The organism is Aeromonas sp. S9(2024) (genome assembly GCF_041403185.1).
Classification (GTDB): Bacteria; Pseudomonadota; Gammaproteobacteria; order Enterobacterales; family Aeromonadaceae; genus Aeromonas; species Aeromonas enteropelogenes.
In genome coordinates, this window is record NZ_JBGLRE010000003.1 from 213409 (window position 1) to 235698 (window position 22290).

Sequence of the window (22290 nt, forward strand, 5' to 3'; positions counted from 1 at the left end):
TCCGCTTTTTATCGTGCCAGGCCCTTTATCGAGATGGGGATGCTTGGTGGAAGCCCAAGCTTTGGCTAGAATAGCCCGTCATTTCCATTACTAACGGCTATTCATGCAACAAGAAACCTCACAAGAGAGCTGGCCAGTATTCAAACGCCTGCTCGGCTATGTTCGAGATCGCAAGCTGGGCCTCATTGGCGGCATCATCGGCATGCTGGGTTATGCCGCGGTCGATACCACCTTCGTCTACTCCATCAAGCCGCTTATCGATCAGGGGATCAATGGCAACGATGCCACCGTGCTGAAATGGATGCCCTTCTTCGTGCTCGGCATCGTCGCCCTGCGCGGTCTCGCCAACTTTCTCTCCAACTACTGCATGGCCTGGGTCGGCAACCACGTAGTAATGCGACTGCAGCAGCAGGTGTTCAATCACATGGTGGCGATGCCGATGAGCTTCTTCGACCGGCAGAACACCGGTCACCTGCTCTCCAAAGTGACCTATGATGCGAGCCAGGTCTCCTCGGCCGCGAGTACCACCTTGGTGACCCTGGTGCGGGAAGGGGCGACCGTCATTGGCCTGCTCGGCCTGATGTTCTATCACTCCTGGCAGCTGTCGGTGATCTTCCTGGTGGTGGGGCCGCTGGTGGGCATCATCATCGGCCTCATCAGCCGTCGTTTTCGCAAGATCAGCCGCCATATCCAGCAGGCGGTCGGAGACATCACCACCTCCACCGAGCAGATGCTCAAGGGGCATAAAGAGGTGCTGATGTTCGGTGGCCAGAAGGTGGAGGAGAAACGCTTCTTCCAGGTCAGCAACAACATGCGCCAGCAGACCATGAAGATGGTGGCGGCGGATGCCATCGGCAGCCCCATCGTCCAGATGGTTGCCTCCATCGCCCTGGCCGCCTTCCTCTATGTGGCGACTATCGACAGCGTGCGCAGCGAGCTGACTGCCGGTACCTTTACCGTCATGATCACCTCCATGATGATGCTGCTCAAGCCGCTGAAAAGCCTGACCGACGTCAACAACCAGTTCCAGCGCGCCATCACCGCCTGCCACAGCCTGTTTGGCCTGCTCGATACCGAGCCGGAGCAGGATACCGGCACCCGTACTCTGGAGCGTGCCCGCGGCGAAATCGAGTTTCGCAACGTCACCTTTACCTATCCGACCAAGGACACTCCGGCGCTGCACAACGTCAGCTTCAAGGTGGAGGCGGGTAAATCCGTGGCCCTGGTGGGGCGCTCCGGCTCCGGCAAGAGCACCATTGCCAGCCTGCTGACCCGCTTCTATGACATCGAGCAGGGGGAGATCCTGCTGGACGGCATCAACATCCGCGAGTACCAACTGAGCGAGCTGCGCAAGCAGTACGCCCTGGTCTCCCAGCATGTCCACCTGTTCAACGATTCGGTGGCCAACAACATCGCCTACGCGGCGGAGGACCGCTACAGCAGCGACGAGATCCGCCAGGCGGCCCGCATCGCTCACGCCGACGAGTTTGTCAGCAAGATGCCGCAAGGTTACGACACTGTGGTCGGTGAGAACGGTGCGTCCCTCTCCGGCGGCCAGCGTCAGCGTATCGCCATCGCCCGCGCCCTGTTGCGCGATGCTCCGGTATTGCTGCTGGACGAAGCGACCTCGGCGCTGGATACCGAATCCGAGCGCCATATCCAGGCCGCCATCGACGAGCTATGCAAGGCGCGTACTTCCCTGGTGATCGCCCACCGCCTCTCCACCATCGAGAAGGCGGATGAGATCCTGGTGATCGACGAGGGTCATATCGTCGAGCGCGGCAACCACGATGCCCTGATGGCCCAGCAAGGCACCTATGCCCAGCTGCGCGCCATCCAGTTTGGCAACCAGGCAGCGGGTCACAAGGAGTGATGGAACAACTCTGGTATGGCAAAAGCGGTTGGCGCTGGTGGCTGGCTCCTTTTGCCCTGCTGTTTGCCATCATCAGCGGTGCCCGCCGCTACGCCTACCGACGGGGCTGGCGCAAGGCCTATCGGGCCGGCGTTCCCGTGATCGTGGTGGGCAATATCTCTGTGGGGGGCAACGGCAAGACCCCGGTGGTGATCTGGCTGGTGGAACAGTTGCAGGCACGCGGTTTCAAGCCAGGAGTGGTGAGTCGCGGTTATGGCGGCAAGGCGCCCCATTACCCCTACCGGCTCGATGCTGCCAGCACCACGGCGCAGGCCGGCGATGAGCCTGTCCTGATTGCCCGGCGCTGCGGCTGCCCCGTAGTGGTGGCCCCCAAGCGGGCCGATGCGGTCAGGCTGCTCGAGCAAAGCGGCGAGGTGGACATCATCATCACCGACGACGGCCTGCAGCACTATGCGCTGGCCCGTGACATCGAGCTGGTGGTGGTGGATGGCGCGCGCCGATTTGGCAATCTCTGCCTGCTGCCTATGGGACCGCTGCGCGAGCCGGTGACCCGCTTGAAGCGCGTGGATGCCATCATCTGCAATGGTGGCGAGCCGGGCAAAGGGGAGTATCCCATGAGCCTGATCGCCGATGGGCCGAGACGGGTGCGCGACGATGTCCCGCTTGCCGAGCCCCTGCCGCGCGCCGTGGATGCCCTTGCGGGGATCGGCCATCCCCCCCGTTTTTTTGCTACCCTGACCGGGCTTGGCTATGAGCTGCAACAGAGCGTCGGCTATGCGGATCACCATCCGTTTGATCGCGATGAACTTGTCGCCCGTTTTGGTCAACGCCCCCTGTTGATGACGGAAAAAGATGCGGTCAAGTGCCGCCCGTTTGCCCGGGACAACTGGTGGTATCTGCCAGTCAGCGCCCAACTGCCCGCCTCCTTGCTGGACACCTTGCTGCAAAAGCTGGCTCAGGCCAAGTCGGCAACAGTCGCCGCTGCCGGCGCCAGAGAATAAACGGCAGACTTGCTCTGCCCCTGAAGGGATTATCACCTTGTCCGGCATCTTCCCTTGCCGGGCAAGGCGCTTGCTCGACACATTGTTTGCCGGGCCTATCTGCTCGACATTGTTGAAGGAGTATCGTTTTGGCATTGGATATCAAATTGCTCGACATCATCGCTTGCCCTGTCTGCAAGGGGAAACTGCAATACAACAAGGCTGTCCATGAGCTGGTCTGTCGCTTCGACAAGCTGGCTTATCCGCTGGAGGAGGGGATCCCCGTGCTGCTGGAAAACCGCGCCCGTCCCCTCAACAGCGACGAGCTGCCATCATGAGCTTCGTGGTCGTGATCCCTGCCCGCTACGCCTCGACCCGCTTGCCGGGCAAGCCGCTGGCGGATATCCATGGCAAGCCCATGGTGCAACATGTGGTGGAGAAGGCGCTGCAATCCGGCGCCGAGCGGGTGATCGTCGCCACCGATGACGAGCGGGTGGCACAGGCGCTGGCACCTGTCGCGGCAGGCATGGGCGCCGAAGTGTGCATGACCTCACCGGATCATCAGTCCGGTACCGAGCGCCTCGCCGAGGTGTGCCGCCACTACGGTTTTGCTGCCGATACCATCATCGTCAACGTTCAGGGGGATGAGCCGCTCATCCCGCCCGCCATCATCCGTCAGGTGGCTGATAACCTGGCCGCTGCGACGGCGCCGATGGCGACCCTCTCCGTGCCCATCAAGGATGCGGAGGAGGCATTCAACCCCAATGCGGTCAAGGTGGTCACCGACAAGGATGGCTACGCCCTCTACTTCAGCCGGGCCAGCATTCCCTGGGATCGGGACCGTTTTGCCCAAAGCCACGAGCAGATTGGCCCGCACTATCAGCGCCACATCGGCATCTACGCCTATCGCGCCGGTTTCATCCAGCGTTATGTGGACTGGGCGCCGAGTGCACTGGAGCAGGTAGAAGCGCTGGAGCAGCTGCGGGTGCTCTGGTACGGCGAGAAGATCCACGTCGCCCAGGCCCTCGAGGCGCCGCCGGTCGGGGTGGATACCCCGGCGGATCTGGAGAAGGTGCGTGCTTTCCTGGCAAGCTGAATGCGTTGCCAGCAAAATGGAAAAACGGTGTCGCGAGACACCGTTTTTTGTTTTGATTATTTATATAATTATTTGATTTAAAACGCCATTAATGCACATTCTCAAACTTTTGGCATGCGTAGTTTGCCAAAGCGACGAGTTTGGTTATGATGCAAGACGCCCTGTTAACCCTAACCGGGCGGCAATAACGAGATAAGAACGGGGTGTTTGGGTGATAAATGTATTCCTGGTCGATGATCATGAGCTGGTGCGTACAGGGATAAGACGCATTCTGGAAGATGTGCGCGGGATCAAGGTGGTGGGCGAGGCACAGAGCGGGGAGACCGCGGTGGCATTTTGTCGTCAGCACCATCCGGATGTGATCCTGATGGACATGAACATGCCGGGTATTGGCGGCCTGGAGGCGACCCGCAAGATCCTGCGGATCCGCCCCGATGTGCGCATCATAGTGCTGACCATTCATTCAGAAAATCCGTTCCCCACCAAAGTGATGCAGGCGGGGGCCGCCGGTTATCTGACCAAGGGGGCCGCACCTGACGAGATGATCCAGGCGATCCGGCTGGTGCACTCGGGCCAGCGCTACATCTCCCCGGAGATCGCCCAGCAGATGGCCCTCAGCCAGTTTGCCTCGGCGGACGAGAACCCCTTCAAGTCCCTCTCTGAGCGGGAGCTGCAGATCATGATGATGATCACCAAGGGGCAGAAGGTGACCGATATCTCCGAACAGCTGAATCTGAGCCCGAAGACGGTCAACAGCTACCGCTACCGACTGTTCAGCAAGCTGGGCATCAATGGTGATGTGGAGCTGACCCATCTGGCCATTCGCTATGGCATGCTGGATGCCGATACCCTGTAACCGGGTCATGTGTGGTCACAAAGGCGGCGTGTGCCGCCTTTTTGCTTTTTGCCGCCCTGGCGCAGTATGCTCTCCCCGTTAATGTTCACAGCACCTGTTTTCGCCCCTTTGTATTGAGTCGAGTCGCCGATGTTCCTATCTTCCGAGCCCCTCTTTGACAGCAAGTCCTTCTTGCGCGCAGTGACCCACCAGAGCGGCGTCTATCGCATGTACGACAGCGGTGGCATCGTCATCTATGTGGGCAAGGCCAAGGATCTGAAAAAGCGGCTCGCCTCCTACTTTCGGGCCAACGTCGACAGCATCAAGACCCGCACCCTGGTGCGCCAGATCGTCGATATTCAGGTGACGGTGACCCACACCGAGACCGAGGCACTGATCCTCGAGCACAACCTCATCAAGCAGTACCAGCCGCGCTACAACGTGCTGCTGCGCGATGACAAATCCTATCCCTGGATCATCATCACTGCCCATCAGCACCCGCGCATCGGGGTTCATCGTGGTGCCCGCAAGGTGAAGGGGGACTATTTCGGTCCTTACCCCTCCGGCGGGGCGGTGCGCGAGAGCCTGCACCTGATGCAGAAGATTTTTCCGGTACGCCAGTGCGAAGATGCCGTCTATGCCAACCGCACCCGTCCCTGCCTGCTCTACCAGCTCAAACGCTGCGCCGGACCCTGTGTGCCCGGACTGGTGAGTGAGGCTGAATATGCCCAACAGGTGGAGCTGGCCAAATTGTTTTTGGCAGGCAAGAACCAGCAGGTGATAGGCGAGCTGGTAGGCAAGATGGAGTCCGCCAGCGGCGATTTGCGCTTCGAGGAGGCCGCCCGCTACCGGGATCAGATCCAGGCGCTGCGCCGGGTCACCGAGCAGCAATCTGTGAGCGGCAACGTGCTGGACGAGCTCGATGTGGTGGGGGTCGCCTTCGAGCAGGGTTCGGCCTGTATCCACGTGCTCTTCATCCGCCAGGGCAAGGTGCTGGGCTCGCGCAGTTATTTCCCCAAGGTGCCGGGGGATACGCCGCAAGAGGAGGTGGTGCAGGCCTTCTTGCTGCAGTTTTATCTGTCGGGGCAGGGGGGGCGGCAGATCCCGAGCGAGGTACTGCTGGATGTGGCCCTTGAGGACGAGGCGCTGATCGCCGAGACCTTAAGCCAGACTGCTGGCTACAAGGTGCGGGTGGTGAGCCGTACCCGCGCCGAGCGGGCCCGCTTCATCAAGCTGGCCGCCATCAATGCCGAGACGGCCCTGCGCTCGCGCCTGGCCCACAAGAGCACCATCACCGCCCGCTTCAACCAGCTTGAGGAGCTGCTGGAGCTGGAGGCCCCCATCGCCCGCATGGAGTGCTTCGATATCTCTCACACCATGGGGGAGCGCACCGTCGCTTCTTGTGTGGTGTTCAACCGGGAGGGGCCTCTCTCTTCCGAATATCGCCGCTTCAATATCGACGGCATCACGGGGGGGGATGACTATGCCGCCATGGAGCAGGCGCTGGAGCGTCGCTTTGGCAAGCCTCAGGAGCCGGACAAGGTGCCTGACATCCTGTTTATCGACGGCGGCCTCGGCCAGTTGCGCCGCGCTGAGGAGATCCTGGCCCGCCAGCTGGAGTTTCTCGGTGGCAAATACCCCTTGCTGGTGGGTATCGCCAAGGGGGTGACCCGCAAGGCAGGGCTGGAGACCCTGATCATGGGGGAGAGCCACGAAGAGCTGCACCTCCCGGCGGATATGCCTGCTCTGCATCTCATCCAGCATATTCGCGATGAATCCCACCGTTTTGCCATCACCGGGCACCGCGCTCGCCGCGCCAAGGCTCGCACCAGCAGCAGCCTGGAGGATATTCCCGGCGTCGGGCCCAAGCGCCGTCAGGCGCTGCTCAAATACCTGGGGGGATTGCAGGAGGTGAAACGGGCGAGCGTTGATGAGCTGGCCAAGGTGCCCGGCATCAGCCAGGAGCTGGCCCAAACCATTCATGATGGCTTGCACTCAGCCTGAGTCTTGAATGAAGCCGCTTATTCGACGGGGCCGACAGCCGGGGAAAATCGCTAACTCCTTGATGCACAAGAGCCGTGACGAAGAGGGGGCGTAAATGCCATAATGACCCCGCATTTCGTGAAGATTGCTGGGTTAACAAGACCAGGACGGGCGCCGCCGCGGTTGCATCGCAAATCGGCTTTGGCGCACTATGTAGCGACGTACAAGAAGTGGCTGAAAATAATGACAAACATACCTAACCTGTTGACGTTTTTCCGGATTTTGCTCATCCCCGTCTTCGTCATCATGTTCTATCTTCCCTACCAGTGGTCCTATCTGGCTGCGGCCATCGTCTTCATCCTGGCGGCCGCCACCGACTGGTTTGATGGTTACCTCGCCCGCAAGCTCAATCAGTCCACTGCCTTTGGTGCTTTTCTTGATCCGGTCGCGGACAAGATCATGGTTGCCGCTGCCCTAGTAGTGATTGTCGAGCATTACAACACTATCTGGGTAACCATCCCCGCCATGACCATGATTGGTCGGGAGATCATCATCTCCGCCCTGCGTGAATGGATGGCGGAGCTGGGCAAACGTTCTGCCGTCGCGGTCAGCTGGATTGGCAAGTGGAAAACCATGATCCAGATGGTGTCGCTCACCGGTCTTATCTGGCAGTACAACGTCTGGATGGTGTGGCTCGCCTATGTGCTGCTATATGTCGCCACCGTGCTTACCTTCTGGTCCATGTTCCAGTACATGAAGGCCGCCTGGGGTGATCTGACCCATCACTCCAGATTTTGAGTCGGTGAGATGGAATGTGCGCTTTCTGGCAATTTGATGGAAGAAATTGGCAAAGGCGCTAAAACTGCTCAAAAAGGGCAAAAAATGCCCGAACGATCAGTTGATTAAATATTTCTGGTTGACTGAGCGAGGAACATCGCTAGAATGCGTCTTCGTAGTCAGGCAGTCAGCCGGACCAATGCGGGAATAGCTCAGTTGGTAGAGCACGACCTTGCCAAGGTCGGGGTCGCGAGTTCGAGTCTCGTTTCCCGCTCCAAATTCAGACAATAGAGAATCCTCTCTCTTTTGCATGGCGCGTTAGCAAAGCGGTTATGCAGCGGATTGCAAATCCGTTTAGTCCGGTTCGACTCCGGAACGTGCCTCCATATTGACAAGCCCGCGACGCGGACTTGATACCGATTGCGGTGCCCGAGTGGTGAAATCGGTAGACACAAGGGATTTAAAATCCCTCGACGTTCGCGTCGTGCCGGTTCGATTCCGGCCTCGGGCACCATTAAAATCAAAGACTTACAAAGGCCACTAGCGATAGTGGCCTTTTTGTTTTTCCCATGTCCACGTTTGGTCCACACGGAATTTTCCTAACCTACTTCCGGCAGATCTTCGAGCGTCACGTCGAGGTTGATGTTGTTGCAACATGTATCCAACCTTCATGGTCTAAGACGATGTGGTTTTTTGTTCTCTCAAGCCATATCAGGCAACCTCATGACATACCTTGGGGGTATTTAGTGTGTACTGGGGCGTTGTTGCCCAAATCGATACAGCTTGAATGGAACTAACTGAGAACTTGGTGATCTGATCACCACCATCCTCTCTAAGTCTGCATTATGGGCACATCGCTTCACCCCATCACCAACTGGCCTAAATACAACAAGTCTCTGATTAACCGTGGCTCGCTCACTTTCTGGGTTGATGCCGAGGCCATGAGCAACTGGTTTCACCACGACCATCATGGACGGCGAGGCCGTAGCCAGCTCTACACCGACCAAACCATCGCCACCTTCCTGATGCTCAAGGGGATTTTCAACCTCACTTTGCGAGCAACCCAGGGACTACTAGACTCCCTGTTCGAACTGATGAATGTGCCGTTGTGCGCACCGGACTATAGCTGTGTCAGCAAGCGAGCACGTACGGTGACAGTGGCCTATCGACAGCTCCCAAAGGGACGCATTACCGACTTGGTTATCGACTCAACCGGGCTGAAGGTGTTTGGTGAAGGCGAGTGGAAGGTCAGAAAACACGGCGCTGAGAAGCGACGAGTCTGGCGCAAGTTGCATCTGGCGGTAGACCCGGTAACCCACGATATCGTGGCGGCGGAGGTGTCATTGGAAAATGTCCATGATGCCGAGGTGTTGTCGACCTTGCTCAATCCACTGCGGCGCAAGCTGGGACGAGTTTATGCAGATGGCGCCTATGACAGCAAAGCCAGCCATCAGCTTATCTCGCGCAAAGGGGCGACAGCTTGTATCCCGCCTCGCAAGAGCGCGGGGTTATGGAAAAAGGGACACCCAAGAAATGACGCTGTGCTGGTGATACGCAAGGAAGGGCTGGCGCACTGGAAGAAGATATCGGGGTATCACCGTCGCTCACTGGCAGAGACGGCGATGTATCGGTTCAAGCAGTTGCTGACGGGGAACATCAGTCTGCGTAACTAATGGCCAGGTGGGAGAAGTCATGGCGTATGTCAGCGCCATAAACAAACTGAATACCCTGGAACTACCTGTCAGACAGCCCCGAGTGTAGCGGTCACCTGGGGCTGGCGAAGTCATGACTTTCTGGCTGATTTGGGAAACAACGTCGTGTACTGGGGGAAATACCCCAAACCGATGCCAAGCCTTGACCACTCAGCTCTGGCGCTACCTCCTACATGTGAAAAGTCTCCCATGCTGATGCAGGAGATGCTCCATCCGATATCGTTGCCGCAGGTAAAATTAACAAATGACCAGTGAGAAGAAACTGTGTTTGCCGGTCGATAAATTAGGCATGTACGGCCCGTCTGAAGTATCGCTATGGCGTTAAGGATACTCAGCTCGCACCAAAATGTTTCTCTCTCAAAATAGCTAGGTGAAAACGAGTGAGGCACGATGCCTTCTGGCTGAAGGGGAAGATGAGTGGTCTAATCATCCCATTACTTCCCTGAAACCATGACATGGTTCACATAATGTGTTTTGGTTATAGCCTACGATGTCAGCTAGCGAATGCTAGTCAGTGGTTTGTATTTTGTGAGGAATGCAATATGTCACTTTTAGTTAAGGATAGATTTGTAGACCGTCATTGACCCGACTTTACCGACTGCGGAGTAGTCGCTCACTTCAGTAATCTATTAGTACTGCTCAAGTACGAGTGTTTTTTTCCAGATCACATACAGCGACAGTTTTTCTGTTGCCTTTTCCGCTATCCTTCCCTTTTATTATGCCTATTCGTTGTCATTCCTCACAGAGGCATAACAATGATCTTGATTAAACAAAATCAAGATATTACTTCCCTCCTGAAAAGTGATGGCAATCTGTCAGTTCGACTAATTGAGACTGCATATAAAGTTATCGATAAGGTTTCAGTAATTGTTGGACTGGTAAAATTCGAGGGATTATTTTTCAGAAGATATCGAAAAGGGAAACAGATTTCTATTTCAGGTTGCACAGAGAGATTGAATTTATCAAGACAGCGGATTGTCCCTTTACTAAAACGAATGGAAAGAAAGAGCTAGGTTAAACAAAAGGAGATTTTTCATCGTGCCATAAGAGAATTTCATAAGTATTCATAACTGCTTAACAAAAGGAACCATGATCTTCTCGAAGGGAAAAATGATGCCAATTTTTTTACAGTGAAGGAGGAGTGAAAAATGTCATCAGAACATCCCGGAGAGCTAAACATCTACTTAAGGAAGGTATCTATATTATTGGGTTCTCTTTTCCAGTGATACCCATAGAACAGGCCCGCATCCGTATCCAGATATCGGCTGATCACAGCCGTGACTAGTTGGACAAGGAAATCGCGGCCTTCATTAGAATCGGCGATGAAATGGGGAATATCTGAATTTTTCCTTATCCTTATGGAGTAACATGATGAAAGCACTAAGTAAACTAAAACCTGAGCAAGGTATTTGGATTGTGGACGCGCCCAAGCCTGAAATGGGCCATAACGATTTGCTGATAAAAATCCGCAAGACGGCTATCTGTGGTACCGATGTACATATTTACAACTGGGACGACTGGTCTCAAAAAACCATCCCAGTTCCCATGATTGTAGGGCATGAGTATGTCGGCGAAGTAGTAGATATAGGTCAGGAAGTTCGTGGCTTCAATATTGGTGACCGCGTTTCAGGAGAAGGACATATTACTTGCGGCCACTGTCGTAATTGTCGCGGAGGTCATCCCCATTTATGCCGAAATACCATCGGAGTTGGAGTTAATAGAGAAGGGGCCTTTGCTGAATATCTGGTGATCCCTGCCTTCAACGCCTTTAAGATTCCTGATGATATCAGTGATGATTTGGCCGCTATATTTGATCCCTTTGGCAATGCTGTGCACACGGCTTTGTCATTCGATCTAGTGGGGGAAGATGTACTGATTAGTGGCGCGGGTCCTATCGGTATTATGGCTGCTGCCGTTTGCCGTCATGTTGGTGCACGCCACGTGGTCATTACGGATATCAACGATTATCGTCTTGAACTGGCTGATAAACTGGGCGCCACCCGTACTGTCAATATCAACAAAGAGCGACTCGAAGACGTGATGGTCGAGCTTGGTATGACAGAAGGGTTCGATGTTGGTTTGGAGATGTCCGGTGTCTCCTCGGCTTTCCATGTCATGTTGGACACCATGAATCACGGTGGAAAAATCGCCATGTTGGGTATCCCCAGCGAGGGGATGGCGATTGACTGGAACCAAGTGATTTTCAAAGGTCTAATGCTCAAAGGTATTTACGGCCGTGAGATGTTTGAGACCTGGTACAAAATGGCGAGTTTGATTCAATCGGGATTGAATATTTCTCCCATTATCACTCACCACTATAAAGTGGATGACTTCCAGCAGGGTTTTGATGTCATGCGTTTGGGCCGTTCAGGCAAGGTTATTTTAAATTGGAGTTAATAACATGAGTAAAGTTTAAATGCACCTGTATCATGGTGCATTTAAACTCTTGGCGATATTGTTGTTGGCCATTTGAAAATCAAAATCATGTCATCATAGTTATACCAAGGATATACTCTTCATTATAGTGTGAAGTGTGAAGTGTGAAGTGTGAAGTGTGAAGTGTGAAGTGTGAAGTGTGAAGTGTGAAGTGTGAAGTGGGTAGGGAGGTAGGGTATGCAATCGCTTGAAATTATCATTGATACATTAAATATTTTTTTATGGGATTATTTTCTAGTAATCGTCCTTTGTGGTGTAGGGATATATTACACAGTCAGACTTAGATTTATCCAGGTGTTACGATTTAAACAAGGCATTTTATTATTGCTGCGAGGCATTTCTCTTTCCGGAGAAAAGGCGGGTAAGGCAGGGATGAGCTCTTTTCAGGCAATTGCAACTGCGGTCGCTGGACAGGTCGGGACGGGGAACTTGGCAGGACCTGCTACAGCAATTATCGCCGGGGGGCCAGGGGCTATATTTTGGATGTGGATATCTTCTCTTCTTGGAATGTCTACTATTTATGCTGAAGCCATCCTTGCTCAAAAATATAAATCTACTGATCGTAATGGACAGGTAGTTGGCGGTCCTGCATATTATATTGAACAAGGATTGAAAAAGAAATGGCTGGCGGTTATATTTGCCATTCTCAATATTTTGGCACTAGGGTTAGTGGGGAATATGGTTCAGTCTAATTCTATTGCCAACGCTTTTCATAATTCTTTTGGTGTCAGCACATGGGTTGTCGGAATATGTATTGCCATTCTGGTCTCATTGGTGGTGGTTGGTGGTCTGCATTATATAGCTGCACTCAATGAAAAACTTATTCCAATAATGGCATCTCTTTACATTACTGGAGCAATTATTACATTAATAGTCAATTATCAATATGTTTCACAAGCATTCTATTTAATATTCGTTGCTGCATTTTCACCTCAAGCTGCATTCGGGGGGGCAATAGGAATATCTATTCAACAGGCTGCTCGCTTTGGGATTGCTCGAGGATTATTTTCTAATGAAGCTGGTATGGGGTCCACACCACATGCCCACGCTGTGGCAAAGGTAAAAAATCCAGAGGATCAAGGATTAATAGCCATGATGGGGGTTTTCACTGTTTGCCTCATTGTGACACTGACTGGTTTGGTTATCATTACCACCGGTTTGAGTTCACTTAATAAAGAAGGACTTCCTTTATCAGAACTTCTTTCCTTCATTGGTGAAAAAGGAACCGGTATAACAGTTACACAAAATGCCTATGAACAGACATTTGGGTACTGGGGGAATATTTTTATATCTGTTTCATTGCTGTTTTTTGCATTTTCAACCATTATTGGATGGTATTATTATGCGGAGACAAATGTTCGTTATTTATGCAGCTCTGTACGCTGGTTAAGGTGTTTGAAAATCTTGGTGATGTTATGTGTCTTTGGTGCTTCGTTATTTAACGTGGATTTTGTCTGGAGCATGGCTGATGCTTTTAATGGGTTGATGGTTATACCTAATATAATTGCGCTGTTAATTCTATCGCCTATCGTTATTGAATACACTCAAAAACATGTTTACTGATCATGATAGGACACCAACTGACTGGACAGTAGTGAACTAAAAATTATGACTATCTACTGCTAACCCGTGTTGATGGCCAGGTCTGCATCAAGAAACAATATTACCAGCCGCGAGCACGGTTAATATTTGAGCATTTTGACAAGTAGAACAAGGACGTTCAGTTTATTTACCGCATTCATATATATATACGTGATAACTTCCCTCACCTGATCGTTGTATTTTCGTAGAGAAAATTTCCCGGTTCTCATCTCTTTGAATCCAAATATTGTTTTCTCCGCCAGTAGACGACTGCGTTACCATGGACATTTTCCAAAGAGACTTCCAGTGCGAAGATATCGATATCTTGGGTCGCGGGATCAACGACCAGAGAGCAACTTGTGCCAGCATCACTGTTGCCCGGCACCGTGTTTTCTGAGCTTCCACTCGCTCTGACCACACACCTTGAGCCCGATCAATCAAGTAGGATAGCCAGGCTGGGGATTTCTCTTGGGCTGGCGGATTACAGACCACCTTCATCGTGCGAACCCGTTTGCTGATGCTGCCATAATGGACAGTGGCACACTCATCTGTTCGAACAGGGAGTCGAGTACTGTTTGGTCTGCTCACAGGAAATGATTAAAAATGTCCCTGAGCATCGGGAGACGACAAGTTGGCTGTGGTCCTGTCGTTCGTGATGCTTGGATGTCATGATAATTATCCCAGTACAAGAAAAACGATATAAGCGATAGGTGATATAGGACAAATAGAGCTAGATAAACTCTTTTGACAGTGATGTAGATCACAAAACGGGTTACCGCAATGACCTATTTTATTTTTCGTGCCAGAGGTTACTGAACTTAATTATCTATTTTAATCACGCCTTTGGGGAGTGTGTTATGTTGTTTACGTTGGTTGATAGCATTATCCGACTTTATCATTGACTCCTCACATTATGCTGCGGTGCAGCATGTCATCTAACTCTTCCTCAGCGGAATAGTTACGTCTGTATTTTATTGGCTCCATTATTTTCTACTATTCATCTCTCACTTTTGAGTTGTGCCGACCTACGCCCGGTTCAGGGGCGTTTTTACCTTGATGTTGGAGGGACGCTTTGCCATGGGTAATGATGCGTATGATGTGATTATTATCGGCGGTGGCCCAGGCGGGTTAAGTGCTGCGATTTATTCAGCACGCGCCAGATTAAAAACGCTGGTGGTGGAGGAAAAACGAAAACCAGGAGGGCAGTGTTCAACAACCGATACTCTGGAAAATTATCCAGGAGTAATTAAAGTAGGTGGTTCGGAATTAATGGATAATTTTACCGAACACGCCCGTCATTTTGGCACCGAGTTTATTCAGGGGCGTGTCCAATCCCTGATGCTGAGTGAAGATGGGTTGCAGAAAACGGTGCAATTAACAGATGGGAATGTGTTGACGGCGAAAAGCGTCGTCATTGCCACTGGCACGCGTCCCCGAGTATTGGGGATCCCCGGCGAGAAAGAGTTTGCCGGGCGCGGCGTCTCTTACTGCGCAACCTGCGACGCCGATTTTTACACCGACCTTGATGTTGTCGTGGTGGGCTCCGGCAATACGGCGGTCGAGGAGTCTGTCTTTCTTACTCGTTACGTTAACTCGTTGATGATGATTGTGATCCACGATGAAGGTCACCTTGACGCCGACCGGATCGTGTGTGAACAGGCTTATGCCAACGAGAAAATTACCTTCCTCTGGAACAGTACGGTAATGGCGATTACCGGTGATGATCTGGTCGACGCCGTCGAAGTAAAAAACGTTAAAACCGGGGAATGTTCGCAGATTGCGACCAACGGTGTCTTTATGTTTGTCGGCACAGTGCCGCAGACTGACTGGTTGTCGCCGCTCAAAGAGGCGCTACCACTGACAAGGGCGGGCTATATCGATGTTAACGCACAGCAGGAAACGCGTTTGCCCGGTGTATTTGCCGTCGGTGATGTCTGCAATAAATTCCTTCGCCAGGTGGTTACCGCTGCGGGCGAGGGGGCATCCGCTGCCGTCGCCGCGAGCCAGTATCTCGAACAAGAAACCTTCTGGCAGCAGCATGTGCTGAGCAGCCCATTCAAAATACTGGTGCTGTTCTGGTCGCCGACAGTGCCGCAGAGCGTGCAGATGATGATGCAGCTTGAGCATGACATCGACAATCATCCCGACTGGCGATTGGTTCCGGTCGATTCCTACAAAAATCAAAGATTAGCAATGCGTTATGGCGTGACCGAGCTGCCTACGCTGTTGTGCTTGCACCAAGGTGAAGAGTTCCGACGACGCATCGTACAGCCAGATGAATTGCTAACTACTGCCATTTTTGCGGAGTGATCCCCCATGATTGAACTTAATAAAGACAACTTTGACGAAATGGTCGCGCAGGGCATCGTGCTGGTTGATTTCTGGAGCGAAAACTGCGAGCGCTGTAAAGAGCTGATGCCGGATATCCATCAGCTTGCCGATGCGTATAGCGGACAGGTGACTTTCTGTAGCTTGAATATTCAGGGCAACCGTCGGTTGGCGATGGCGCAAAAAGTGATGGGATTGCCCTCTATTGTCATCTGGCAAAACGGCGAGCGGACGATCCACCTGAGTGGAGAAGATCTGGATAGTGAACAAATTCGTCAGGCGCTGGAAACCTTGCTGCATGGCACTGCATAAAAATTTTATTACCAAAGGAGAGCGTTATGGATCTGAGTAGTAAAAAAGTCATCCTCCTCGGCGATCGGGATGGTGTACCTGGCCCGGCGATAGAAGCGTGCGTGCGTTCCACAGGTGCAGAAGTGGTGTTCAGCACAACCGAGTGTTTTGTCTGAACAAGTGCCGGAGCGATGGATCTGGAAAATCAGCGCCGCATTCTCACATTGTCAGAAACATATCCGCCGCAGGAACTGATTGTGATCCTGGGGGGAGCAGAAGCAGAAGCATCTGGTATGGCATGTGAAACAGTGACTAACGGTGACCCGACTTTTGCAGGTCCTCTGGCCGGAGTTCAGTTAGGACTCCAGTGTTATCACATTGTTGAAGATGAAGTGAAGCAAGCCGTTGATGCAGAAGTGTATCAGCAGCAGGTTGGCATGATGGAAATGGTACTTGATGTCGACGCTATTGCTAGGGAGGTGCGCCACTATCGGGAAACATACTGTCATTACTTGGATCAGTGAGTGACTTTCCAGCCAGCTAATGACTGGAGTGACTCCAGGAGGAAATATGGGAAAAGCAGTAATACGGCAAGTAGGTTATATCTTGGCGCATGCCCCGAATTTGTTGATGTGGCACGGTAGCGCAGCGCAACAAGCACGGCTGCAAAACCCGGATGAACCTTGGCTAGCGGCGATTCCTGACCATCTGAGAACGTTTGAGCAGGCGATGAGTTATCCGCCGAATCAGTGCTACATCGGCAACCTCAGCCCTGCTCAGCTTGCGGCGGCCCCAAAGCCGTGGACCCAGTCGGATTATGCTGGCGGCCCCCGCAGCGATTGGGGGGAAATCTATAGTGAAACTTTCTTATATGCGCTGCTTTGCTACGTCGACGCATTTGATTTAACTGCGTGGCAGGCATCGTTTATTAGTGAAATGAAGGACCAACTCAGCAAACACCCGACGCTGTCACAGCATGCGCTGCTGGACAGTGCGGTCACGGTGAGCGATGACGAGCTGGCACTTCTGGTTGAGCAACATGCGGCTCCGCTATGGTTTGGCAATCGGCTGGTTGGATGTGTGAAGGCAGCTCACGAGCTGGACATCAACCTTTCCGCACACGTGATGCTGGAAAACCTGGTGGCGAAAGCCAGTGCGGTACTGGCAGGTTGGCAGCTTCCTGATGAGGCCCTGGCGCAAGTTGAGTACGTCATCGAGTGTTCAGAGGAGGCGATCGGCGATGTCAATCAGCGCGGCGGCGGTAATCTGGCAAAGGCAGTAGCAGAAAGCATCCACTGTCGACAGGCCACAGGGATCGACATGCGCGGCTTTTGTGCTGCGCCGGTTCACGCGCTGGTTAATGCTGCTGCGCTGGTACAAAGCGGCATTTATAAGAGCGTACTGGTGCTGGCGGGCGGCTCGGTCGCCAAACTCGGCATGAATGGCCGCGATCACATTAAGCATGGTATGCCACTGCTGGAGGATATGATCGGCAGTTTCGCCTTGCTGATCACCGCCGATGACGGCGTGAGTCCTGTCGTGAATACACGTGTATCGGGGCGGCATACGGTAGGTACGGGGTCATCGCCGCAGTCGGTGATGGCATCACTTATCTCGCAGCCGCTGAAAGCGGTGGGCATGACGACGGAAGATGTTGATAAGTTCAGTGTCGAGTTGCAGAACCCGGAGATCACCCAGCCGGCAGGTGCGGGCAACGTGCCCGAATCCAACTACAAAATGATTGCGGCATTGAGCGTCATGGAGGGATGGCTGGAGCGCAGTCAGCTCGACGACTTCGTGGCTCGCCACGGCATGCCGGGGTTTGCACCCACGCAGGGGCATATCCCGTCCGGTATCCCGTTTATCGGGCACGGTGTGCGCGCGATTGCCGAGCAGGCGATACAAAACTTCATGGTCGTCGGCAAAGGTAGCCTGTTCCTCGGAAGGATGACCAGTCAGTTCGATGGCATCAGCGTTCTGGTGGAACGTAACCGGGGAGATGAAGAGAGCAGCACTCAGGGGCAGCACGAACTTTCCGCGCAGTTGGCGGAGGCTATGCGCAAGGTTGCCGATGTACTGGATGCGGGAGGTCAGCGTGGCTGAACACTCAATTGCACAGGCGTTACGCGGCATGGCGGATGCGCTCGTCGGCGAGTCTGAGCGGCCAAAAATCGCCTTTACCGCGCTGGGGAGCGAGCTGCCCGTGGAAGTCTTGCTGGAGGCAGCAAAACAAGCGACGGAGCAGCTCATTCCAGTCATCATCGGCCCCGTCGGGTTGCCCGGATACCCCCATCTGCCTGCCGACGATCTTTCGTCAGCGCACCGTATCATGGAGCAGCAACTGGCATTGGGTGAGGTGGCTGGTGCCGTCACTCTGCATTACAACTTCCCGCTTGGCGTGGCGACCGTGGCACAGGTTTACTCCGTGGCCACAGGACGTCAAATGGTGCTCGCCAGTACCACGGGCAGCAGCGATGTCCGACGACCGGCTGCGATGGTGAGAAATGCGATCGCCGGGCTGGCACTGGCCGATGCGCTGGGCATCGCTGACCCCTGCCTGGGGATCCTCAATGTGGACGATGCCACTGCGGTGCAACGGTTGTTGACGCGGTTAAGCGAAGCGGGATTTTCGTTACGCTTCGCCTCATCAGGCAGGGCGGACGGCGGCGCGCTGATGCGTGGCAACGATCTGATCCGCGCCACACCGGACGTTATGGTCTGCGACACCCTGACTGGCAATTTGTTGATCAAGCTGTTCAGTGCCGGTCAGAGCGGCGGAACAGTGGAAACCCTCGGCAGCGGTTACGGTATTGGCCTGGGGCCGGAGCAGAAAGCGACTATTGGCATCATCTCCCGCGTCAGCGGCCCGGCGACGATCGCCAATGCGCTGCGGTTCTGCGCCCTGATGACGCAGAGACAGTTGATGACTTGCTGGCAGCGCCGCTGGCAGCAAGCCTGCGCATGCGGCATTGAGGATATTCTTCGCCAGGATGCGCCCCCCGTAGCCACTAAGGTGGAACCCTCATCTGAGGTTGCCCCACCGCCAAAGGTGGTGCTGGACGATGAGATCCACGGCATCGATATTTTGCAACTCGATGAGGCCAGGCTGTGCCTGTGGCGAGCAGGTATATATGCCGAAACCGGCATGGGGTGCACCGGTCCGGTGCTGATGGTTAATCACCAGCGACGCGCTGATGCACTCACGCACCTGCAATCGTATTTGAACTAAGGAGCCAGCGATGAAACTGGAACTTGGCACAATTCATATCCAACAGTTCACGTTTGCTGACACAACGTCACTTCAGGACGGTCATCTGCAGCTCAGTAAAAGAGAACTTGAGCAGTATATCCGTACGCTCCACCCGCAGATCGTCGAACTGGAAGCGACAATAGTTAATCCCGGCGATTCAGTAAGAATCATGCCGGTAAAAGACGTGATTGAACCTCGTACCAAACTGGATGGGGGATGCTGTTTCCCCGGTCTCAACCAGGGTGAAGAGAATATTGTCGGCAGCGGTAAAACGCTGGCGCTGAAAGGAGTTGCCGTCGTCACGACGGGTAAAATCGTGGGTTTTCAGGAGGGCATCATCGATATGAGCGGCCCGGGCGCAGCCTACAGCCCGTATTCTTCGTTGTGCAACCTGGTGCTGCGAATCGAAGTGGATGAGCATTGCAACCAGTATCAGCACGAAGAGATCTTGCGCCGGGTTGGCCTGATGACCGCCCGCTGGATTGCCGAGCAGGTAAAATCCACACCGGCTGACGATGTTGAGTGTTTTGAAACGCTGCCGCTGGCTGAACAGCAGGCGCAATACCCGGATCTACCATCCGTGGGCTATGTCTATATGCTCCAGAGCCAAGGGTTGCTGCACGACACCTGGTACTACGGCGTGGATGTGAAAAAGATTGTGCCGACACTGATGTACCCCACCGAGGCGATGGACGGCGCAATTGTCAGCGGCAACTGCGTGTCTGCCTGCGATAAAAATACCACCTGGAGTCATCAGAATAACCCTGTCATTCGGGCGTTATACCGCCGCCACGGGCAGGACCTCAACTTTATCGGCGTCATTCTCACCAACGAGAACGTCACCCTAGGTGACAAGGTTCGTTCATCCAATATGGTCGCCAAGATGGCTGAGTTACTTGGTCTGGACGGCGCGATTATCACGGAAGAAGGGTTCGGCAATCCGGATGCGGATCTGATGATGAACTGCCACAAACTGGAGGCTCTTGGCATCCGGACCGTGCTGCTGACTGACGAGTATGCCGGACGTGGTGGCGAGAGCCAGTCGCTGGCGGATGCGGATGCGTCGGCAGATGCGGTGATCAGCGCCGGGAATGCCAACGCGTTGATTAAGCTGCCGCCGATGGAGCGGGTGATTGGTCATCCGCTGTATGCCGACGTGATTGCGGGTGGTTTCGATGGCAGCCTGCAGGGCGATGGCAGCATTACCGTAGAGCTACAGGCCATGATGGGGGCAACCAGCGAACTGGGTATCCATACCCTGTCGGCGCACAGTGGATAAGGAGTGAACGCAAATGAGTTTACGGATCCTGCATTATCTCAACCAGTTTTTTGGTCAAAAGGGCGGGGAAGAGGCTGCGGGCTACATGCCTGAAATGCACTCTGGTCCTGTCGGTGTTGGGCTGCAGCTGGAGAAGATGCTTGGTGGCGACGGCAGTATCGTCACCACCATCATCTGCGGCGACAGCTATTTCAACGAAAATAACGAAGCGTGCAAACAGTATGTTCGCGACGTGCTGGCAGAGGTTCGTCCGGATATGGTTGTGGCCGGGCCGGCGTTTAACGCCGGACGTTACGGGATGGCCTGCGGTCAGGTAGCGCAGGTGGCCGCTGAACAGGATATCCCGGTGATAAGCGGCATTTACCCGGAAAACCCCGGCTATGAGCTGTATCGTCCGTGGATGTATGCCGTTGAAACCGGCAACTCTGCCGCCAGCATGCGTAGCGCACTTCCGGCGATGGTGGCGCTGATCAAGCGCTTTATCGCCACTCAGGGCAACCCCGGCCTTCCTGAAGAGGCTGGTTACTTACCACGGGGCGTGCGGATCAACCACTTTGAGACGCTGAACGGTGCCGAGCGCGCCGCCGATATGCTGGTGAGCAAGCTCAAAGGCGAGACTTTCCGTACCGAGTACCCGATGCCGGTATTTGACCGGGTGGATCCGCAGCCGCCTGTGGTGGGCATGGCGCAGGCTACGATAGCGCTGGTGACTTCCGGTGGCGTCGTGCCAAAAGGCAATCCCGATCATATCGAGTCATCCAGCGCATCCCGTTACGGCGAGTATTCGCTGGATGGGATTGAAGCGCTGGACGCAGACAATTATCAGACGGCACATGGTGGTTATGATCCGGTGGCCTGTAATGACGACCCTAACCGCGTGTTACCGGTTGATGTACTACGTGATCTGGAGCGTGAAGGGGTCATAGGAAAACTCTATCCCCACTATTATGCAACGGTCGGGAATGGAACGTCGGTGGCAAACGCTCGTAAATACGGTGCGGATATTGCGCTGAAACTGCAAAAGGCCGGGGTGAGCGCGGCTATCCTGACGTCAACCTGAGGCACCTGTACTCGTTGCGGCGCAACGATGGTGAAAGAGATCGAAAAACTGATGCCAGTGGTACATATCGCAACCGTCGTACCTATCTCACTGACCGTAGGGGCCAACCGTATTGTGCCTGCTGTCGCTATTCCGCACCCTCTGGGTAACCCGCAGTTGGAGCCTGAGGAAGAGAAGCAGCTTCGTCGTCAACTGGTGGAAAAGGCACTGCAGGCGCTGCAAATGCCGGTAACAGGACAGACGGTATTTTAAAACCCGGTGCACTGGCCTGTGGTCGGGGTGTTAAACGACGGGGGATGGCATGGTGACGACGCTGTTTATTGTGACCAATAACCCTATGGTGGCGGCGCGTTATGCCGACTATCCGGTTTGTCAGCAGGTCAATTATCTGCAGGTTCTACTGGCTGCGCGCGATGCCGTTCATCAGGGGAAGCGTTTGTTGATGCACCCGGAAAGCGGCAGCGTGCAGCCAGGGCAAACGCCGTACCGGTCGCTGCTGCTGGAGGACGTAAATGCGAGTCTGGATATCACGTCGCTGGAGATGATCGAAAACGCGCTGGTTCGCTATCGTCATTTTTCCGGTACTGGTCGGCCCCTTGTGGCCTGGACGGATGCAATATTACGTGATTTCCAGCTCATCGATTTGAGCTTCATGCGTCAGGCAATGGAGGTCTGCGACAAACGTCATTGAACAGGGAGCAATACTGTTTTTTTGAGGAAGTTGATGGGGCCCGGTGGTCCCCGCGGTCTTCAAAACCGTCGTCAGTCTATCGGCTGGAGCAGGTTCGACTCCTGTCACTTCCGCCACC

At 54.1% G+C, this 22290-nt stretch carries 17 protein-coding genes, 4 tRNA genes and 1 pseudogene; all 22 read left to right on the forward strand.

Going from position 1 to position 22290, the window contains the following annotated elements:
• Window positions 1-103 precede the first annotated feature (103 nt).
• The 22 genes and pseudogenes from msbA (at window position 104) to ACB028_RS07300 (ending at window position 22288) form a co-directional block, all read left to right on the forward strand.
• Window positions 104-1873, forward strand: a complete 1770-nt coding sequence (gene msbA, locus ACB028_RS07195; protein ID WP_042028667.1) for a lipid A ABC transporter ATP-binding protein/permease MsbA — start codon at window positions 104-106, stop codon at window positions 1871-1873.
• Window positions 1870-2874 carry a tetraacyldisaccharide 4'-kinase gene (gene lpxK, locus ACB028_RS07200; RefSeq protein ID WP_371143865.1) on the forward strand — a complete coding sequence of 335 codons (1005 nt, stop codon included), beginning with the start codon at window positions 1870-1872 and terminating at the stop codon, window positions 2872-2874. Before msbA ends, lpxK begins: the two co-directional genes overlap by 4 nt.
• Before the next feature lie 128 nt (window positions 2875-3002).
• The gene (locus tag ACB028_RS07205; protein WP_026457119.1) at window positions 3003-3191 is read left to right on the forward strand and encodes a Trm112 family protein; all 189 of its coding nucleotides are present in this window, start codon (window positions 3003-3005) and stop codon (window positions 3189-3191) included.
• Entirely contained in the window at window positions 3188-3949 is a 762-nt protein-coding gene (gene kdsB / locus ACB028_RS07210; RefSeq protein ID WP_042028670.1) for a 3-deoxy-manno-octulosonate cytidylyltransferase, read from the forward strand. The genes ACB028_RS07205 and kdsB overlap by 4 nt, the downstream gene beginning before the upstream one ends.
• A 211-nt stretch (window positions 3950-4160) precedes the next feature.
• Entirely contained in the window at window positions 4161-4805 is a 645-nt protein-coding gene (gene uvrY / locus ACB028_RS07215; protein ID WP_026457117.1) for a UvrY/SirA/GacA family response regulator transcription factor, read from the forward strand.
• A 129-nt stretch (window positions 4806-4934) separates the two neighbouring features.
• Window positions 4935-6788 carry an excinuclease ABC subunit UvrC gene (uvrC, locus tag ACB028_RS07220; RefSeq protein ID WP_371143866.1) on the forward strand — a complete coding sequence of 618 codons (1854 nt, stop codon included), beginning with the start codon at window positions 4935-4937 and terminating at the stop codon, window positions 6786-6788.
• A gap of 222 nt (window positions 6789-7010) precedes the next feature.
• The gene (pgsA, locus tag ACB028_RS07225) at window positions 7011-7565 is read left to right on the forward strand and encodes a CDP-diacylglycerol--glycerol-3-phosphate 3-phosphatidyltransferase (protein ID WP_026457115.1); all 555 of its coding nucleotides are present in this window, start codon (window positions 7011-7013) and stop codon (window positions 7563-7565) included.
• A gap of 180 nt (window positions 7566-7745) precedes the next feature.
• Window positions 7746-7821, forward strand: a tRNA-Gly gene (locus ACB028_RS07230).
• Window positions 7822-7856: 35 nt separating this feature from the next.
• A tRNA-Cys gene (locus ACB028_RS07235) sits at window positions 7857-7930 on the forward strand.
• A 41-nt stretch (window positions 7931-7971) separates the two neighbouring features.
• A tRNA-Leu gene (locus ACB028_RS07240) sits at window positions 7972-8058 on the forward strand.
• Between the two features lie 331 nt (window positions 8059-8389).
• Window positions 8390-9305: pseudogene (locus ACB028_RS07245) on the forward strand (IS5 family transposase).
• Between the two features lie 1322 nt (window positions 9306-10627).
• Window positions 10628-11653 (forward strand): L-threonine 3-dehydrogenase, encoded by a 1026-nt coding sequence (gene tdh, locus ACB028_RS07250; protein WP_371144003.1) that lies wholly within the window; start codon window positions 10628-10630, stop codon window positions 11651-11653.
• A gap of 216 nt (window positions 11654-11869) precedes the next feature.
• The gene (locus tag ACB028_RS07255; protein ID WP_371143867.1) at window positions 11870-13255 is read left to right on the forward strand and encodes an alanine/glycine:cation symporter family protein; all 1386 of its coding nucleotides are present in this window, start codon (window positions 11870-11872) and stop codon (window positions 13253-13255) included.
• A gap of 1095 nt (window positions 13256-14350) precedes the next feature.
• On the forward strand, window positions 14351-15583 hold the full coding sequence (locus ACB028_RS07260) for an FAD-dependent oxidoreductase (protein ID WP_371143868.1): 1233 nt from the start codon (window positions 14351-14353) through the stop codon (window positions 15581-15583).
• A 6-nt stretch (window positions 15584-15589) separates the two neighbouring features.
• Window positions 15590-15913: a co-chaperone YbbN gene (locus tag ACB028_RS07265; protein WP_216992574.1), complete on the forward strand. Its 324-nt coding sequence runs from the start codon at window positions 15590-15592 to the stop codon at window positions 15911-15913.
• A gap of 26 nt (window positions 15914-15939) precedes the next feature.
• Window positions 15940-16416, forward strand: a complete 477-nt coding sequence (gene grdA, locus ACB028_RS07270) for a glycine/sarcosine/betaine reductase complex selenoprotein A (protein WP_371143869.1) — start codon at window positions 15940-15942, stop codon at window positions 16414-16416.
• Window positions 16417-16462: 46 nt separating this feature from the next.
• On the forward strand, window positions 16463-17995 hold the full coding sequence (gene grdC, locus ACB028_RS07275; RefSeq protein ID WP_371143870.1) for a glycine/sarcosine/betaine reductase complex component C subunit beta: 1533 nt from the start codon (window positions 16463-16465) through the stop codon (window positions 17993-17995).
• Entirely contained in the window at window positions 17988-19121 is a 1134-nt protein-coding gene (gene grdD, locus ACB028_RS07280; RefSeq protein WP_371143871.1) for a glycine/sarcosine/betaine reductase complex component C subunit alpha, read from the forward strand. Before grdC ends, grdD begins: the two co-directional genes overlap by 8 nt.
• 10 nt (window positions 19122-19131) lie before the next feature.
• Entirely contained in the window at window positions 19132-20421 is a 1290-nt protein-coding gene (locus tag ACB028_RS07285; RefSeq protein ID WP_371143872.1) for a glycine/sarcosine/betaine reductase component B subunit, read from the forward strand.
• Window positions 20422-20434: 13 nt separating this feature from the next.
• The gene (locus tag ACB028_RS07290; protein WP_371143873.1) at window positions 20435-21733 is read left to right on the forward strand and encodes a glycine/betaine/sarcosine/D-proline family reductase selenoprotein B; all 1299 of its coding nucleotides are present in this window, start codon (window positions 20435-20437) and stop codon (window positions 21731-21733) included.
• 49 nt (window positions 21734-21782) lie between these two features.
• Window positions 21783-22172 (forward strand): GrdX family protein, encoded by a 390-nt coding sequence (locus ACB028_RS07295; RefSeq protein WP_371143874.1) that lies wholly within the window; start codon window positions 21783-21785, stop codon window positions 22170-22172.
• A 25-nt stretch (window positions 22173-22197) separates the two neighbouring features.
• Window positions 22198-22288: transfer RNA gene (locus tag ACB028_RS07300), tRNA-Sec, on the forward strand.
• Window positions 22289-22290: the final 2 nt, after the last annotated feature.

What these genes read in the sequence shown, in the direction of transcription:
- msbA (WP_042028667.1), top strand. Translation starts at nt 104, where the DNA reads ATGCAACAAGAAACCTCACAAGAGAGCTGGCCAGTATTCAAACGCCTG.
- kdsB (WP_042028670.1), top strand. Translation starts at nt 3,188, where the DNA reads ATGAGCTTCGTGGTCGTGATCCCTGCCCGCTACGCCTCGACCCGCTTG.
- uvrC (WP_371143866.1), top strand. Translation starts at nt 4,935, where the DNA reads ATGTTCCTATCTTCCGAGCCCCTCTTTGACAGCAAGTCCTTCTTGCGC.
- pgsA (WP_026457115.1), top strand. Translation starts at nt 7,011, where the DNA reads ATGACAAACATACCTAACCTGTTGACGTTTTTCCGGATTTTGCTCATC.
- tdh (WP_371144003.1), top strand. Translation starts at nt 10,628, where the DNA reads ATGAAAGCACTAAGTAAACTAAAACCTGAGCAAGGTATTTGGATTGTG.
- ACB028_RS07255 (WP_371143867.1), top strand. Translation starts at nt 11,870, where the DNA reads ATGCAATCGCTTGAAATTATCATTGATACATTAAATATTTTTTTATGG.
- ACB028_RS07260 (WP_371143868.1), top strand. Translation starts at nt 14,351, where the DNA reads ATGGGTAATGATGCGTATGATGTGATTATTATCGGCGGTGGCCCAGGC.
- ACB028_RS07265 (WP_216992574.1), top strand. Translation starts at nt 15,590, where the DNA reads ATGATTGAACTTAATAAAGACAACTTTGACGAAATGGTCGCGCAGGGC.
- grdC (WP_371143870.1), top strand. Translation starts at nt 16,463, where the DNA reads ATGGGAAAAGCAGTAATACGGCAAGTAGGTTATATCTTGGCGCATGCC.
- ACB028_RS07285 (WP_371143872.1), top strand. Translation starts at nt 19,132, where the DNA reads ATGAAACTGGAACTTGGCACAATTCATATCCAACAGTTCACGTTTGCT.
- ACB028_RS07295 (WP_371143874.1), top strand. Translation starts at nt 21,783, where the DNA reads ATGGTGACGACGCTGTTTATTGTGACCAATAACCCTATGGTGGCGGCG.